Origin of the sequence: Rodentibacter caecimuris (genome assembly GCF_001019715.1) — a bacterium.
In the GTDB taxonomy this organism is placed as follows: Bacteria; Pseudomonadota; Gammaproteobacteria; order Enterobacterales; family Pasteurellaceae; genus Rodentibacter; species Rodentibacter caecimuris.
The window spans coordinates 1,889,919-1,906,079 of record NZ_BBXJ01000001.1; the positions used below are offsets into that span (position 1 = coordinate 1,889,919).

Here is a 16,161-nt window from a genome sequence, read left to right on the forward strand (position 1 = left end):
TACTCCTTAATCATTAGTTTCCATAAACTGCGATTTCTACACGGCGATTTGGTTGGTTGCACTGATTACGTTGTGCGCCTTTATAGGCATCGCAATTGCTTACCACCAGTTCCGCTTTACCGTAACCCACCGCATTAATCGGCGCGGTTACACCTGCTTTTTGTAATGCTAATTTCACGGTATTCGCCCGTTTTTGTGATAACGCTTGGTTATAGCTTGCCGAACCTATCGGGTCTGTATGACCGGAAACGGTTATTTTGCTAATTGATGGCATGGATTTGACTTTCTCGGCAAATTCTTCAATTTTTTCTTTGCCGTTCGGCAAAATGTCGTTGTAATTGGATTTGTTAAAATCGAATAATGCGCCCGCTTCCAATGACTCCACCGCTAATATGCCTGCACCGCAATTCCCTGCGGCAGGAACGCGTGAAAGGGTTTGATTTTCTTTAGCTAATTGAGAAACTTCCTGTTCTCCGACCGCACCTTCCACTTGGTTAAACACGAGTTTACCGTTTTGTTGACTTACTTTGATATACATTGTTTGGTTGACCGGTAGTGTATAGTTCACCCCCTGCGTACGATTGCCAAATTTGCCGTTACTGCTATAAGAGGCACTGAATAAATGTTTGTCCGCACAAACCACTACCGGTGTGTACGCATTTGGCAGCAATGAGGCTTGATAATTGCCGTCAACATACACATTGACCGCCGGGCCTTGTACATCATCCTGACGATAAAATACAGCCAAAGATTGGTTTTCCTCCAACTGCTGAGCATTAATTTTGCTTTGTTCAAAATTACTCCACGTTTCTAGTGGCTGATTCACATCTCGTGCGCAGCCAGTCAATGCAGCTACCACGCCGAGACAAAGCAATGTTTTGTTCATACTTAACCTCTTTAATAGTTAATAAAATTGTTGAGATTCAATAAATAAAATTACTTTTCCTTCACACTACACAACTCCATAGCAGATGGGGCATCCAATCCAAACAACCGAGGAAAAATAATATTGTCGAAAACGCTCGGGCGATGTTGAAAAATCACGCCTAACGCCATCAACACCTGAATTTTTTGAAGAGACTAAAATACAAAAAACTCAAGATTGAGGGTTCTTGATACAAGAACCCTCAATCTTGAGTTTTTTGTAAATAGAATTCCACCTAACCTTTTCCTGGCGGAAGGAGAAAGAAAAATTATGCTTTATGCTGTATGCTGTCTGCTGTCTGCTGTCTGCTGTCTGCTGTCTGCTGTCTGCTGTCTGCTGTCTGCTGTCTGCTGTCTGCTGTCTGCTGTTCATCAGTGTATGTCCTGAATTTGAAATTGGAAGAATCGTGCGCCTACTTTACATATATTTTATTGTAAATGCCAATTTTTTTTAAATGTTATGGTTTTATTACAGAAACTTGGGCTTTTTAATCTTAAAAGTGTTAATGATAACCTTACTTTAAGCTGTTAGAATGCTCCCTATTGGCTACTGCACCTATTGAAACCAAAAAAGCTAACCCATACTTATTAAATAACTTTCAACCGTACTTCCATAAAAAAATTCCCTTAGTTTTTTCGCTATAGAGGATTTTAATTCATACATTAGCGTATATTTTTATAAACCAAAGTGCGGTCATTTTTAGCCTGATTATGAATAGCGGTAGTAAACGTACAAAATAATCTTTTGCGCCTCTGCTGCATAATACCGAGAAATTCAACTATTTTTCCCACCGCACTTTCTATTTATTTTATTGCTTAGGCAAATCTTGCTTTCGCTTCTGCAATGGCTTCTGCTACTCGTAATGGAGAAACGCCGCCTTTTGCACAACGTTTATCCAAACAGGATTGCAGGGAAAGAATGTTGTACACATCATCTCCCACCATCTCGCTAAACTGACGAAATTCCGGAATAGTTAAATCTTCCAAGCTTTTGCCTTTTTTAATCGCATACACCACCGTTTCCCCCACAATATGATGGGAATCACGGAAAGGTACACCTTTAGCAACAAGATAATCAGCCAATTCAGTCGCATTTGAATAGCCTTTTAAGGCGGCTTCACGGGTACGTTCAACGTTCACTTTTAACTCATCCAATACGAAAGTTGCCATGTCCAAACAATCTTGCCAAGTATCCAAGGCATCGAAAATGCCCTCCTTATCTTCTTGCATATCTTTGTTGTAGGCGAGCGGTAACCCCTTTAAAGTCATCAACATTCCGGTTAAAGCGCCCATTACACGACCTGCTTTTCCACGAATTAATTCGCAGGCATCCGGATTTTTCTTTTGTGGCATTAAAGATGAACCTGAAGTTACACGATCCGATAATTCGACGAAATTTGCTTCTCCACTATTAAAAATAATCATATCTTCCGCAAAACGGGAAAGATGAGCCATACTCAGGGAGGCTGTAGAAAGTAATTCTACGATATGATCACGATCCGACACGCTGTCCAAACTATTACGGGTTGCAAAATTAAACCCTAAATCTTGAGCAAGTGCATCGCGATCCACTGCATAAGCCGTACCAGCCAATGCACCACTACCAAGCGGGCAAGTATTCATGCGTTTATAAGCATCGGTCAAACGGGTGTAATCTCGATCAAACATTTCTACATAAGCCATACACCAGTGGGCAAAAGTGATAGGTTGCGCACGTTGAAGATGGGTGTAACCCGGCATCACGGCTTCTTGGGTATTTTCAGCGGTTTGCACTAAATGGCGTTGTAAATTCCGAATCGAATCCTGTAATTCGATCACACGTTGTTTACACCACATTTTAATATCGAGTGCGACTTGATCGTTACGACTACGTCCGGTATGCAATTTTTTTCCAAGATTACCGACTTTATCAATCAGTTTACTTTCCACCCAACTGTGAATATCCTCTGCTTCATCTTGTAAAATTGCTTGCGGATTCGACCGCACTTCGATCAATAATTCATTTAATGCCTGCTCTAACCGTTGTTGTTCATCCGTCGTTAAGACATTCACTTTTACTAATGCTTTCGACCAACCGATTGATCCTTCGATATCCTGTTCGGCGAGACGATAATCAAAACGTAATGAATCATTAAAATCTTTAAAACGCTTATCTGCCGCTTGTGTAAAACGCCCACCCCAAAGTGCCATAATATCCTCTTTCTTATCATCAATGACCCCAAAGTGCGGTCAAAATATACGGAATTTTTAAAGGGGGCATTTTATCAATTCCCCCTAAATAAGTGAAATATTTTAAAGAAATCGCCGATATCTCCGATGATAAAATGAGACAATTTATGGATAAATTAAGACAAATCGTCTAATAACGCTGACTTAATTGCCTTAAAATTTAAAGCTGATTTATCATTAATAATTAGGAGTTATCTATGCAAGCTTTGATTGAATTTATTGCTAAAATTATCGCCCCTTGGCAACGTCAATTTATTAATTTTATTCGAATTGCCATTTTTATTGTTATGGCTTGGATTGGCGGCTTAAAAGCCTTCCAATACGAAGCGGACGGGATTGCACATTTCGTATCCAATAGCCCTTTTATGAGCTTTTTTTATAATAACAGCGATAAATACGCACCAAATGAAAAAGGCGAAATGGTTAAGGAATATGTGTTACACAAGAATCCTGAAGGAAAAATGGTACAAAAAAATATCGAATGGCATAAGCAAAACGGTACTTATACCTTCTCTTACGGATTAGGCATGGTGATTGTGAGCATTGGTATTTTAACCCTGATGGGGATTTGGAATGCCAACATCGGGTTGATTGGCGGACTCTTGACCTTCGGTATGTCAATTGTTACGCTTTCGTTCCTGATTACCACACCGGAAACCTGGGTACCGAATTTAGGCGGTGATTTACCTACACCAAATTATGGCTTCCCTTATTTATCTGCCGCCGGACGTTTGATCTTAAAAGACATTATTATGATGGCAGGCGGATTAACTGTAGCGGCAGAATGTGCAAATCGAATTCTGCGCAAAAAGGCGGGTGGCTTGGCTTAATAAAATATATAATGCAAACGAAAATAGGGAGCCCGCTCCCTATTTTTATTTATAGAGGTAAGTAATGGATATTCTTGATAAACTCATTAAATTTGCTCAAATCTCCGGTAGCATTAATGTTCAATGTAAATTGCAGGACTCTTGGTATATCCGCCATGAGAGGCAAACCTGTCATGGAATTGTGCATATAGTTTCACAAGGAGAGGGATATTTACATATTGACGGGATGGTGAATGCAATAAAACTTAAGGCTAACGATGTGGTATTTATCCCCCATTCATTAGGTCACGTCTTAACACACCAGCCTAACTACAAGGGACCGAGTAAAATAAATATTATTTCTAACGGTGCATTTACGTTGAAACAATGCGGCGGTGAATCGCCTGATTTCAGCTTATTTTGTGCCAATTTTACTTATGATAAACAATCGGAATTATTTAATAACCTACCTGAAGTTATTTTATTAAATTTGCAAGATGCCGCTTTAACCCCCTTACTTGACATACTGCAACGAGAAGCTGATGAGTATCAAGCCGGTTCCGCAAATATTATTAATGCCTTACTCAGCGTATTGCTAACCTTACTAATTCGTGCCTATTTACAACAGGATAACGCCCAGCTGAACGGATTACGCGATAAACGTCTTTACAATGTGATATCCAATATTATTGCGAAACCTGAGCAGGGGTGGAAAATTGAAACCCTTTGTCATATAGCAAATTTATCCAAAGCTCAACTTATACGATTATTTAATCGGCAACTCGGTGTCAGCCCATATAATTTTGTCAATCATATTAGATTACAAAAGGCGGCGGAATTACTTAAACACTCCCAACAATCCGTACTCAGCATTGCATTAAATTGCGGTTTTCAGTCGGAAAGTAATTTTGGGAAAGCATTTAAAAAATATTATCAATTAACTCCGGGGCAATATCGCAAAAAATAAAATAAATTTATAAAAGTTTGTGCTGACAACTAGACAGTATGCCGTTTTAGTGATACCTTACGCAAAAATTTTAGGATAGTACTCCACCATTCAATTAACTCAACTCTTAACAATCCCAACAATTATTCATTATGCATTTAACAGAACTTAAAAATACGCCTGTTTCGGATCTAGTGAAACTTGGCGAAGAGCAAATGGGCTTAGAAAATTTAGCCCGTTTGCGTAAACAAGATATTGTCTTTGCAATCTTAAAACAACATGCCAAAAGCGGTGAAGATATCTTTGGCGGCGGCGTGTTAGAAATTTTACCCGATGGTTTCGGTTTTTTACGTTCTGCCGACAGTTCTTATTTAGCGGGTCCTGACGATATTTATGTTTCACCAAGCCAAATTCGTCGTTTTAACTTACAAACTGGTGACAAAATTGAAGGTAAAATCCGACCGCCTAAAGAAGGTGAGCGCTATTTTGCCCTACTTAAAGTTGATCAAGTCAATGATGACAAGCCCGAAGTATCCCGTAGTAAAATTCTCTTTGAAAACTTAACACCGCTCCATGCCAACTCCCGTCTCAAAATGGAACGGGGTAACGGCTCAACCGAAGATTTAACCGCCCGTATTTTGGATTTAGCCTCACCGATTGGTAAAGGTCAACGGGGTTTAATTGTTGCGCCTCCAAAAGCCGGTAAAACCATGCTACTGCAAAATATTGCTCAAAGCATTACCCATAATTATCCGGAATGCGAACTCATCGTCCTGTTAATTGATGAACGCCCGGAAGAGGTAACGGAAATGCAACGCTCGGTAAAAGGTGAAGTGATCGCTTCTACTTTTGATGAACCGGCTGCACGCCATGTTCAAGTGGCAGAAATGGTGATCGAAAAGGCTAAACGTTCCGTCGAACATAAAAAAGATGTGGTAATTTTACTTGATTCCATTACCCGTTTGGCCCGTGCTTATAATACGGTTACACCGGCTTCCGGTAAGATTTTATCAGGTGGTGTGGATGCCAACGCATTACACCGTCCTAAACGTTTCTTCGGTGCCGCCCGTAATGTAGAAGAAGGTGGTAGTTTAACGATTATTGCGACCGCACTTGTCGATACCGGCTCAAAAATGGATGAAGTAATTTTCGAAGAATTTAAAGGAACCGGTAATATGGAACTTCATCTTTCCCGTAAAATTGCCGAAAAACGCGTATTCCCAGCTATTGACTTCAATCGCTCGGGAACACGTAAAGAAGATTTACTCACCACACCTGACGAACTGCAAAAAATGTGGATTCTACGCAAAATCCTTAACCCAATGGGTGAAGTGGAAGCAATGGAATGGCTCATTGACAAACTCGGTGTTGCAAAAACCAATGAAGAGTTTTTTGAAATTATGAAACGTTCGTAATGGTCTGATAGAATCACAAAAATTAGATATAACAAAAGGGAAACAAATGTTTCCCTTTTATTTCTATCGTTATACAGTCTGCTGAATAAAAACTACTCTTCTGATTTCAACTTAGCCCGACTTTTCTGCGCATTTTTCGCATTAATAAAAATATCCATGGCCACAATATACCCGAGGCAATAGCGCCAAAAATTTCCTGCCAATTAAACACTGCACTGTGTAAAAATAATTCCACAAGAAAAATGGCAAAACGAATAAAAAACACAAAAATAATCACCAATAGGCTTTGAAACCACAAGGAAAGGTTACGAAGCACCAGATAATTTTTAGCAATAAAGTAAAAAGCGACTGAAAGCACTAGCGCATGAATACCGAGGGTTGAACCAAGTACAATATCCCAAATCACGCCAAGTAAAAAAGCAATGCCAATGCTGACTTTGTTAGGAATAGCTAATACCCAATAGGTTAGCACCAAAATTAACCAAGCGGGTTTAAACGCTTGAAAGCCTATTGGCCAAGGTGCAAGTTCCATAACAAGGGCGACAATAAAGAAGGAGAGTATCGTTACCCATTGCAAAAAGCGCATTTGCATCAGCCTTCCTCCCGATATTCCCGTTGCTCCGGTGAAACAGGCTCGTCTTGCGGTGTTTCGGTCGGAATTTCAGGTTCAATTTCTTCTTTATTATTTTCGATTTTGGGTTCTTGTTCTTCGGTGATTTTCATTTTGCGCACTTTATTGTTCATCTCATTGGCTTGGCTTTCCAACCGCTTTTGAACCAGCTCGCGTACTTCTTCCGGCGACATTGATTTTACTTTTGATATATCTAGGGTGCTTGGCCAAAGTAAAAGTACGTAGCGTAAACGTTCTAAAGATGCTAACGGTTTGGCTTTTACCGTTGCGAAATAATTTGTTCCATCACGGGATACACTTTGCACCACTGCTACGGGATAGCCTTCAAGAAAGCGCCCTCCCAAACCTGATGTCACCAATAAATCGCCTTTTTCAATATCCACTGAACGTGGTACATTATCAAGCGTAAGTTCGTCGGTATGCCCGGTTCCACTCGCAATCACACGTACATCATTACGCAGCACTTGTACAGGGATAGAATGAGTTACATCCGTCATCAACAATACACGACTGGTATTAGCCCCAACAGAGATAATTTGCCCAATCACGCCTTTCTCATCAATGACCGGCTGCCCTACATAAGCCCCGTCTTTTTCTCCCTGATTAATAACAACCTGCTGGCGATATACATCCGTTTCAGCCGTCAACACTTCCGCAATTTTTTTATATTCATCGGTTCTTAACGGTGAATTGAGTAATAAACGTAAACGCTGATTTTCGACTTTAATTTGATCCAACAGCAACAAATCCGCATTTTTTTCACGAAGCTGTTCACGCAATACCTTATTTTCGATTTGTAATTTGTTAGTATCGACAAAATTATCCGATACGCCGTCTAATACGGTACGCGGGCTATTTGCCAAATAATACAAACCGCCAACAGCGGTTTCCATCATACTGCGAACCCTATCCATCGAATCCTGCCCATCCGCCAAAATAAGACCGGTAGAAGCAATCACCGCAAGAACCAGACGGAATCCTAAAGGAGGAGATTTAGCAAAAATCGGTTTCATTAAACTACCTAATTCATTAATGGCTTAAAACAAAAGTGCGGTCAAAATCAACCGCACTTTTTATTGATGATACATTAAATTTCATCGCTAAAAATGTCGCCACCATGCATATCGATCATTTCTAACGCTTCACCGCCGCCACGCGCCACACAAGTGAGCGGCTCTTCAGCAATAATCGTCGGAACACCGGATTCACGCGCAAGCAAAATATCAATATTGCGTAATAATGCACCGCCTCCGGTCAAAACCATACCACGCTCAAAAATATCCGCCGCATGTTCCGGCTGACATTCTTCAAGCGCTGTACGTACTGCCGCAACGATACCGTTTAGAGGCTGTTGAATGGCCTCCAATACGTCACGAGAAGTTAATTTGAAAGAACGAGGCGCACCTTCAGCGAGGTTATGACCATGCACTTCCATTTCTTTAATTTCATCACCTTCTTGAATGTAAGCCGTACCAATTTCTTGTTTAATACGCTCTGCCGTAGGTTCTCCAATGACTGAGCCAAAAGTACGACGCACATAAGAAATAATCGCTTCATCAAAGCGGTCACCGCCAATGCGAACAGAAGAAGAATACACGATACCGTTTAAAGAAATCACGGCGACTTCGGTTGTTCCCCCACCAATATCAATGACCATTGAACCGACTGCGGTAGAAACCGGTAATTTTGCGCCGATTGCCGCCGCCATCGGTTCTTCAATTAAATACACTTCACGTGCCCCCGCACCAATCGCCGATTCTTTAATTGCACGGCGTTCAACCTGCGTAGCACCTGCCGGTACGCACACTAATACGCGAGGGCTTGGGCGCATAAAGTTGCCGCTGTGAACCTGTTTAATAAAATACTGCAACATTTTTTCGGTTACAAAAAAGTCTGCGATCACACCATCTTTCATCGGACGAATAGCCACAATGCTTTTTGGCGTACGCCCTAACATTTGTTTGGCTTCTTTACCTACCGCAGCAATACTTTTTAACGCCCCCATACGATCTTGGCGAATCGCCACGACAGAAGGCTCATCTAACACAATCCCCTGCCCTTTTACATAAATCAGCGTGTTTGCCGTACCTAAATCGATAGAGAGATCATTTGAAAATAAACCGCGTATTTTTTTAAATAACATAATAATTCCGTTAATTTGAATTGATTAAAAATTTGATCATATTTGAATACACAAAAATTGTGCTAAATGTACCAAAAAATCGCTATTGATAACAGTATTTTTATACTACGCAAGAAAAATGCGCTAAAAAAACGACCGCACTTTTACTGAGTTATCCATTGAGCTGACTTAACGACCATTCACCTTTAGACAAAAGATGAAGCTGCTGTTGATGGAAAGCCTTCAATGTAGAACGATGCCCCACGCTAATAATTGTCGTTGTCGGTAATTCATCTTTTAATAAACGATACATCTCATATTCCAATCCTTCATCCATACTCGCCGTTGCTTCATCTAAAAAGGCGACTTTCGGTTTATGCAGCAATAGTCGGGCAAAGGCTAGACGTTGTTGCTCGCCAGGGGAAAGAATACGAGTCCAATCTTGGTCTTGCTCAATACGTTCGAGTAAATGTCCAAGTTGAACTTTATGTAAGATTTGTTCCGCCAAAGTGCGGTCGATTTCTTCCACATTTTTTGGATATGCCAATGCTGTCAGTAGGCTACCCTGCGGCAAATAAGGTTTTTGTGAGAGAAAAAGTTTCGCTTTCGGACAATACACTTTTCCTAGAGAATAGGACCAAAGCCCCGCTGCGGTACGTAATAAAGTCGTTTTTCCTGCTCCGGAATCTCCTTGGATCAATAAACTTGCCCCCTGTGGTAAAACCAAGTTGAGATTCTCAATTAATGTCTGCCCAAAAGGGCTTTTAATGCTTAAATGTTCAAAAATCACATCCTTTTCACTGACTTGAATATCTGTTTTCGATTCGCGATTTGCCATATCAATGGCATAAGTAAAGCCGGTTAAACGATTAAGTGTCGCTTTATAACCGGCAAAGTTATCATACGAGCTACGGAAGAAAGATAAATTAGAATGTAATTGACCAAACACTTGTAATGTTTGTATTAAATCACCCAGTTTGATCTGTTTTTCAAAATAGCGACCTACTTGGATCAATAAGGGGAATACCACGGAAACTTGGGTCACTACTATATTGAAACCGGAAAATTTTAAGGTTCTAAATACAATATTCCACATATTTTTGATCACCGAACGAAATTGGTGATAAAGCTGATTTTGCTCGACCTTTTCTCCGGCATAAAACGCAATGCTCTCTGCGTATTCCTTAATACGGATTAGGGAATACCGATAGTTTGCATTGAGACGTTCATTAGCAAAATTTAGATCGATGAGCGGACGACCAAGTCTAAATGCGATCAGCGTAGTAAAAATCACATAAGCAAAGACCAAGAAAACCATCATATGCGGAATTTCTATACCGAAGAACATCATTGGTCCCGCCAATCCCCATAATAAAATAGTATAAGAAATCATGGAGGTAACCGCATCAATAACACCGGTGCTTAATGACAATGTAGTTTTGACATAAGATTGTATATCTTGTTGAATCCGTTGATCAGGGTTATCTAAATTAGCGGACAGATATTGGGTTTTATAGTAAGCGCGATTTGCCATCCATTTACCAGCTAGCTCATCATTGAGCCAAGTAATCCAATCAATCACAAAACGTTGTTCTACATAATAGCTTACTAGATAAGTGGAAACTGCACTGGTGGCAATGATACAAAACAGTACCATTTGTTGCCAAAAGACAGGTTCATTAAATTCTTGTAGCGACGTGTACATACTATTGTTCCATTCGGAATACACTAAACTGACACGTACACTCACTAGAGTCAGTGCTACAATCAACAAGAAAAATAATAAGGGTTTAATGCTACGCTTTGGCGAAAGATAACCGCCGGCAAACATCCAAAATTGCTTTCCCCAATGCGTAAAACGCACTAGTAAAAAAATCCCTAAACTAAATACCACTGCTGTAATAGCAAGCGTTCTTAAAATCCAAAGGAGCGATGTGATCGCTTCTTGTCCGTAATCCATAAAAATATACCCGTAAAAAATAAAAGTGCGGTCATTTTAGGCAGAGTTTATGATTAAGCAAGAAAAATTGTGATGAAGTTATCATTTTTTGAGTTTAGTTACCGTTTTCAAAATTCAAATTGCTATAATCCATAATAGTTAGATTTAGTTAATGAGGTTAGCATGAGCGAGATTGCAATCACGATTAGTCTCCTAGCCCTTGCTGCAGTTATCGGGCTATGGATTGGACATTGGAAGATTAAAGGTGTCGGCTTAGGAATTGGCGGCGTATTATTTGGCGGAATTATTGTTTCGCATTTTACCAGCCAATATGGCTTACAACTGAATGTCGATATTCTGCATTTTGTGCAGGAATTCGGTTTAATTTTATTTGTTTATGCCATTGGGATTCAGGTGGGGCCAGGCTTTTTTTCCTCACTGAGGGAATCCGGTTTAAAACTCAATATACTCGCAATTTTAATCGTATTCATCGGTTCATTTTTTGTTTTCGTTTTACACAAAATCGCCAATGTGCCGTTGGATATTGTTTTAGGCATTTATTCCGGTGCAGTAACAAATACCCCTTCTCTAGGGGCGGGTCAGCTGGTTTTGAGCGAATTAGGTATGTCACAAGCTACCGCAACAATGGGTATGGCGTACGCCATGGCATATCCTTTCGGAATTTGTGGAATCTTGCTTGCTATGTGGTTGATTCGTCTATTCTTTAAAATAAAAATTGAAGACGAAGCAAATCGTTTTAACAAAGAAAATGGGCACGATAAAGAAAATTTACATACTATTTCGGTGAAAGTAAGCAATCAAAATTTACAGGGTATCACTTTAGTCGAGATTCCGGGATTTGATGATGAAGACGTCGTTTGTTCGCGATTAAAACGCGGAGACAGCGTGATCGTTCCCAAAGCCAATACTGAAATTCATCTTGACGATATATTACATTTAGTCGGTGAAGGAAAAGCACTGAAAAAAATGCGCTTAATTATTGGTGATGAAGTGGATATGCCTCCCCTTTCCAACAGTGGAGAAATTCGTGCCGAGCGTGTCGTTGTCACCAATGAAAAAGTATTGGGTAAGAAAATCCGCACGCTTCATGTGCACCAAAAATATGGTGTTGTCATTTCACGCTTAAACCGTGCAGGTGTGGAATTGGTGCCAAGTGGTAACAGCACACTGCAATTTGGCGATGTGCTACATATGGTCGGGCATGCCGATGTGCTAAATCAAGCCATTTCCGTTATCGGCAATGCACAACAAAAACTCCAACAAGTACAAATGCTACCCGTATTTATTGGGGTCGGCTTAGGGGTTTTACTCGGCTCTATCCCTTTTTATATCCCCGGTTTCCCTGTTGCTCTTAAACTCGGTTTGGCGGGAGGGCCGCTTGTTATCGCATTGATTCTTGCCCGAGTCGGTAGCATAGGGAAACTTTACTGGTTTATGCCGCCAAGTGCGAACCTTGCCTTACGTGAAATCGGTATTGTGCTTTTCCTTGCGGTTGTGGGTTTAAAATCCGGCAGTAATTTTGTCGATACGTTGGTCAATGGAGCTGGGCTTGAATGGATGGGATATGGCATGTTTATTACCTTCATCCCATTGATGATTGTTGGGATGATAGCTCGCATATATGCCAAACTTAATTATCTCAGTATTTGCGGGCTACTTGCCGGTTCGATGACGGATCCACCTGCTCTAGCCTTCGCCAATGAAATCAAAGAAGACAATGGTGCCGCTTCACTTTCTTACGCGACGGTTTATCCGTTAGTAATGTTCCTGAGGATTATTTCACCGCAGCTACTGGCGGTATTGCTTTGGGTGGCTTAGACCGATAAAAAAATGGGTTGCTTTTAAAAAGCAACCCGTTTTACTCAGTAAAAGTGCGGTCATTTTTGATGCCGTTTTTATTTTACTAAACCGCCACTGGCTTGGAGATCCGCATGATAAGAGGAACGAACAAAAGGGCCGCAAGCCACGTGTTCAAAGCCCATCTCATTAGCTTTGTCTCGGAACTCATCAAATTCTGCCGGCGGTACATAACGTGCAACCGGAAGATGATGACGGCTTGGCTGTAAATACTGCCCTAAAGTGAGCATTGTCACACCGTTATCACGTAGATCCTGCATAACCTCTAAAATTTCTTCGTTCGTTTCACCCAAACCAACCATCAAACCCGATTTTGTCGGGATATTCGGGAACATATCCTTAAATTCACGAAGTAGTTTTAGCGACCACTCATAATCCGCCCCCGGACGAATTTCTTTGTACAGACGCGGTACATTTTCTAAATTGTGATTAAATACATCCGGTGGATTCTCTTTCAGTTTTTCTAATGCTTGGGAGATACGACCACGAAAATCCGGTACTAAAATTTCAATTTTAATTCCCGGATTCAACGCTCTCACTTCTTTTACACAGTCTGCAAAATGCCCAGCACCGCGATCCGGCAAATCATCCCGATCCACGGATGTAATCACCACATATTTCAATTTCATATCTTGAATAGTTTCAGCGAGTTTACGCGGTTCTTCCGGATCAGGCGGTAAAGGTTTTCCGTGTGCAACATCACAAAACGGGCAACGACGGGTACAAATCGCCCCCAAAATCATAAAAGTAGCGGTACCATGATTAAAACACTCATGTAAATTCGGGCAAGAAGCCTCTTCACAAACCGAGTGCAATCCATGACGACGCATACCATTTTTAATATTTTCGATTTTCAGTGAACTTGCCGGTAATTTGATTTTCATCCATTCCGGTTTTTTCAGTAACTCTTGATTGGGATCAATATTTTTTACAGGAATAATGGAAGTTTTGGCTGCGTCACGATATTTGACACCCCGTTCCATTTTAAATGGCGTTGACATGATTCTTTCCTAAAGAAAAATGCCTAAATTAGGCATTTTTTATTGTTAAAAATTCGTTGCATTATAGCCCAAAAGTTCGGCAAAGTGTTTAATTAATTTGGGGGAGACGTTATCTAATGTCGCCTCTTCTTTCGCGATAAAATCGGCAAGTTGGCACATTTCTAAACCGGCATAGCCACAAGGGTTTATATAATTAAATGGCGTTAAATCCATATTGATATTAAATGCCAATCCGTGAAAAGAACAACCTTTACGAATACGCAATCCTAATGAACAAATTTTCTTACCGTCAATATAGACACCCGGTGCATCGGGTTTAGGGTATCCTTCAATACCGTAATCCGCTAAAGTTTTTACCACCGCCTGCTCAAGTGCGGTCACTAATTGACGAACATTTAGGTCTTGATGGCGACGAATATCAATCAACACATACATAATTTGCTGACCTGACCCATGATACGTAATTTGCCCGCCACGATCGGATTGCACAACGGGGATATTAGAACTTTGCAACAAATGTTCCGGTTTTCCCGCTTGCCCTTGGGTAAATACTGAAGGATGTTCTACCAACCAGATCTCATCTGTGGTTTCAGCATTGCGACTGTCCGTAAAACTTTGCATTTTATGCCAAGTCTCTTGATAATCCTGTAAACCAAGTTGGCGTACGATAAGTGGTAGTGTCGCCATACTAAATAACCATTTTCACGCCTTCAACTTTAGCGAGTTCTTTATAGAGAGTTTCGACTTGCTCAAAATTCTGTGCAATCACATCAATAGAAACAGAATTGTATGTTCCTTTACTACTGCGTTTTTCTTTAGGAATATAATCCCCCGGGATATATTTTTGTACGACAGAAATTAAATCCTGTGCTAAATCTTCACGGTTTATACCGGCGACTTTAAAAGTCATTGCAGCAGGAAATTCCATTAATTCTTTCAATTTTTCGTAATCTTGTTCCGTTGCCATAATTTTTCTCTATTTTGAGTGAGATAAAGGGCAGATCTTAAATCTGCCCGGTTTGAGGTAATAGGGTTCCCTTGTAAAATGGGGAAGTGCGGTTAAAATTCAAGAGATTTTAGAAAAGACTTTTTATCGTTAACACCAACCAATCCCAAGCATTGCCGAAAAATCCGCCTTCTTTAACGTCTTGCATTGCTTGTAAATTAACTACCGCAACATCTTTACCGTCAAGCTGATAAATCACTTTACCGACCACCTGACCTTTTGCCAAAGGAGCCTGTAAGTATTTATTATCCAACTCGTAACGGGCTTTTAATTCGGCTTGTTTGCCTTTTGGCACGGTAATAAAACTATCTTGCAACACGCCTAATTTCACGCTGCTTTCATCACCGTAATAAACCGGTTGCTCCGAAATTTCTTTATTCGCTTCAAGGGTTTTTAACGTTTCAAAATTTGCGAAACCCCATTGCAATAGCTTTCTACTCTCAACTTCACGTCCCTTATAAGTTGAAACGCCCATTACAACTGAGATCAAACGCATATTACTCGGATTCGTTGCTGAAGCCACGAGGTTATAACCGGCTTGGCTGGTATGGCCAGTTTTCATACCGTCCACCTTCATAGTTTTATCCCACAATAGACCGTTACGGTTAGGTTGTTTGATCTTATTAAAGGTGAATTCTTTTTCCGCGTAAATTTTATATTCTTCCGGCAGATCTCGAATAATATACGCGCCGATAAGCGCCATATCCCGCGCACTGGAGTATTGGTTTGGATCATCTAAACCGTGCGGTGTCGTGAAATTTGTATTTTTTAACCCGAATTGTTGGACATATTTATTCATGGTATCCACAAAATTTAATACCGTACCGGAAATATGTTCTGCCAATGCCACACAAGCATCGTTACCGGAAACAATAATCACGCCTTTATTTAGATCGGCAACGGAAACCTGCTGATTTAAGTTTAAAAACATTTTTGACGAATCAGGAAAATTACGTCCCCAGGCACTTTCACCAATGGTCACCATATCGGAATTATGGATTTTGCCCTGTTTTAACGCTTGCCCTACCACATAGCTCGTCATCATTTTCGTTAAGGAGGCGGGATATTGGCGTTGATCGGGATTTAACGACGCAAGTACCGCTCCCGAGTGATAATCCATCAAAATATAGGTTTGTGCATTCACTTCCGGTGGGCTAATACCGTATTGCATATCCTGAGCCGAAACAGCAGAAGATAGCGCTATAATCCCTGAAAAAAATACTGTCTTTGTTAATTTAGTACTTATCTTTAACATTGAATT

General features: G+C 40.5%; 14 protein-coding genes. 4 read left to right on the top strand and 10 right to left on the bottom strand.

From position 1 onward, the window contains the following. Positions 1 to 13 precede the first annotated feature (13 nt). On the bottom strand, positions 14 to 886 hold the full coding sequence (locus PNEUHYL_RS09240; RefSeq protein ID WP_059367472.1) for an OmpA family protein: 873 nt from the start codon (positions 884 to 886) through the stop codon (positions 14 to 16). Between the two features lie 854 nt (positions 887 to 1,740). Next, positions 1,741 to 3,114 carry an argininosuccinate lyase gene (argH, locus tag PNEUHYL_RS09250; protein ID WP_059367478.1) on the bottom strand — a complete coding sequence of 458 codons (1,374 nt, stop codon included), beginning with the start codon at positions 3,112 to 3,114 and terminating at the stop codon, positions 1,741 to 1,743. Between the two features lie 236 nt (positions 3,115 to 3,350). On the opposite strand from argH, the gene PNEUHYL_RS09255 reads away from it, so the two are divergent. From PNEUHYL_RS09255 to rho, 3 genes are all read left to right on the top strand, one after another. Then, positions 3,351 to 3,983, top strand: a complete 633-nt coding sequence (locus PNEUHYL_RS09255) for a DUF417 family protein (protein WP_059367484.1) — start codon at positions 3,351 to 3,353, stop codon at positions 3,981 to 3,983. A gap of 64 nt (positions 3,984 to 4,047) precedes the next feature. Further along, on the top strand, positions 4,048 to 4,929 hold the full coding sequence (locus PNEUHYL_RS09260) for an AraC family transcriptional regulator (protein WP_059367486.1): 882 nt from the start codon (positions 4,048 to 4,050) through the stop codon (positions 4,927 to 4,929). Between the two features lie 131 nt (positions 4,930 to 5,060). Beyond that, positions 5,061 to 6,323 (top strand): transcription termination factor Rho, encoded by a 1,263-nt coding sequence (gene rho, locus PNEUHYL_RS09265; RefSeq protein ID WP_018355393.1) that lies wholly within the window; start codon positions 5,061 to 5,063, stop codon positions 6,321 to 6,323. A gap of 106 nt (positions 6,324 to 6,429) precedes the next feature. Here rho and mreD read toward each other — a convergent pair whose 3' ends face one another. From mreD to PNEUHYL_RS09285, 4 genes are all read right to left on the bottom strand, one after another. Further along, positions 6,430 to 6,915, bottom strand: a complete 486-nt coding sequence (mreD, locus tag PNEUHYL_RS09270; protein WP_059367488.1) for a rod shape-determining protein MreD — start codon at positions 6,913 to 6,915, stop codon at positions 6,430 to 6,432. After that, positions 6,915 to 7,967: a rod shape-determining protein MreC gene (gene mreC, locus PNEUHYL_RS09275; protein ID WP_059367491.1), complete on the bottom strand. Its 1,053-nt coding sequence runs from the start codon at positions 7,965 to 7,967 to the stop codon at positions 6,915 to 6,917. The genes mreD and mreC overlap by 1 nt, the downstream gene beginning before the upstream one ends. 74 nt (positions 7,968 to 8,041) lie before the next feature. Then, on the bottom strand, positions 8,042 to 9,097 hold the full coding sequence (locus PNEUHYL_RS09280) for a rod shape-determining protein (RefSeq protein WP_059367493.1): 1,056 nt from the start codon (positions 9,095 to 9,097) through the stop codon (positions 8,042 to 8,044). Positions 9,098 to 9,248: 151 nt separating this feature from the next. Beyond that, positions 9,249 to 11,036, bottom strand: coding sequence for an ABC transporter ATP-binding protein/permease (locus tag PNEUHYL_RS09285; RefSeq protein WP_059367495.1), 1,788 nt, complete (start codon positions 11,034 to 11,036; stop codon positions 9,249 to 9,251). A 162-nt stretch (positions 11,037 to 11,198) separates the two neighbouring features. Here PNEUHYL_RS09285 and PNEUHYL_RS09290 point away from each other — a divergent pair, with 162 nt between their 5' ends. After that, positions 11,199 to 12,854, top strand: coding sequence for a putative transporter (locus PNEUHYL_RS09290; protein WP_059367497.1), 1,656 nt, complete (start codon positions 11,199 to 11,201; stop codon positions 12,852 to 12,854). A gap of 77 nt (positions 12,855 to 12,931) precedes the next feature. On the opposite strand, the gene lipA is transcribed toward PNEUHYL_RS09290, so the two are convergent. The 4 genes from lipA to PNEUHYL_RS09310 all read right to left on the bottom strand — a co-directional run bounded on the left by lipA (position 12,932) and on the right by PNEUHYL_RS09310 (position 16,155). Beyond that, a complete protein-coding gene (gene lipA / locus PNEUHYL_RS09295; RefSeq protein WP_059367499.1) occupies positions 12,932 to 13,894 on the bottom strand; it encodes a lipoyl synthase in 963 nt (320 codons plus the stop codon). A gap of 45 nt (positions 13,895 to 13,939) precedes the next feature. After that, entirely contained in the window at positions 13,940 to 14,581 is a 642-nt protein-coding gene (gene lipB / locus PNEUHYL_RS09300) for a lipoyl(octanoyl) transferase LipB (RefSeq protein WP_059367501.1), read from the bottom strand. A 1-nt stretch (position 14,582) separates the two neighbouring features. Further along, complete coding sequence (ybeD, locus tag PNEUHYL_RS09305) at positions 14,583 to 14,861, bottom strand: DUF493 family protein YbeD (RefSeq protein WP_059367510.1); 279 nt, start codon at positions 14,859 to 14,861, stop codon at positions 14,583 to 14,585. Between the two features lie 109 nt (positions 14,862 to 14,970). Continuing rightward, positions 14,971 to 16,155 carry a serine hydrolase gene (locus tag PNEUHYL_RS09310; protein WP_059367514.1) on the bottom strand — a complete coding sequence of 395 codons (1,185 nt, stop codon included), beginning with the start codon at positions 16,153 to 16,155 and terminating at the stop codon, positions 14,971 to 14,973. Positions 16,156 to 16,161 lie beyond the last annotated feature (6 nt).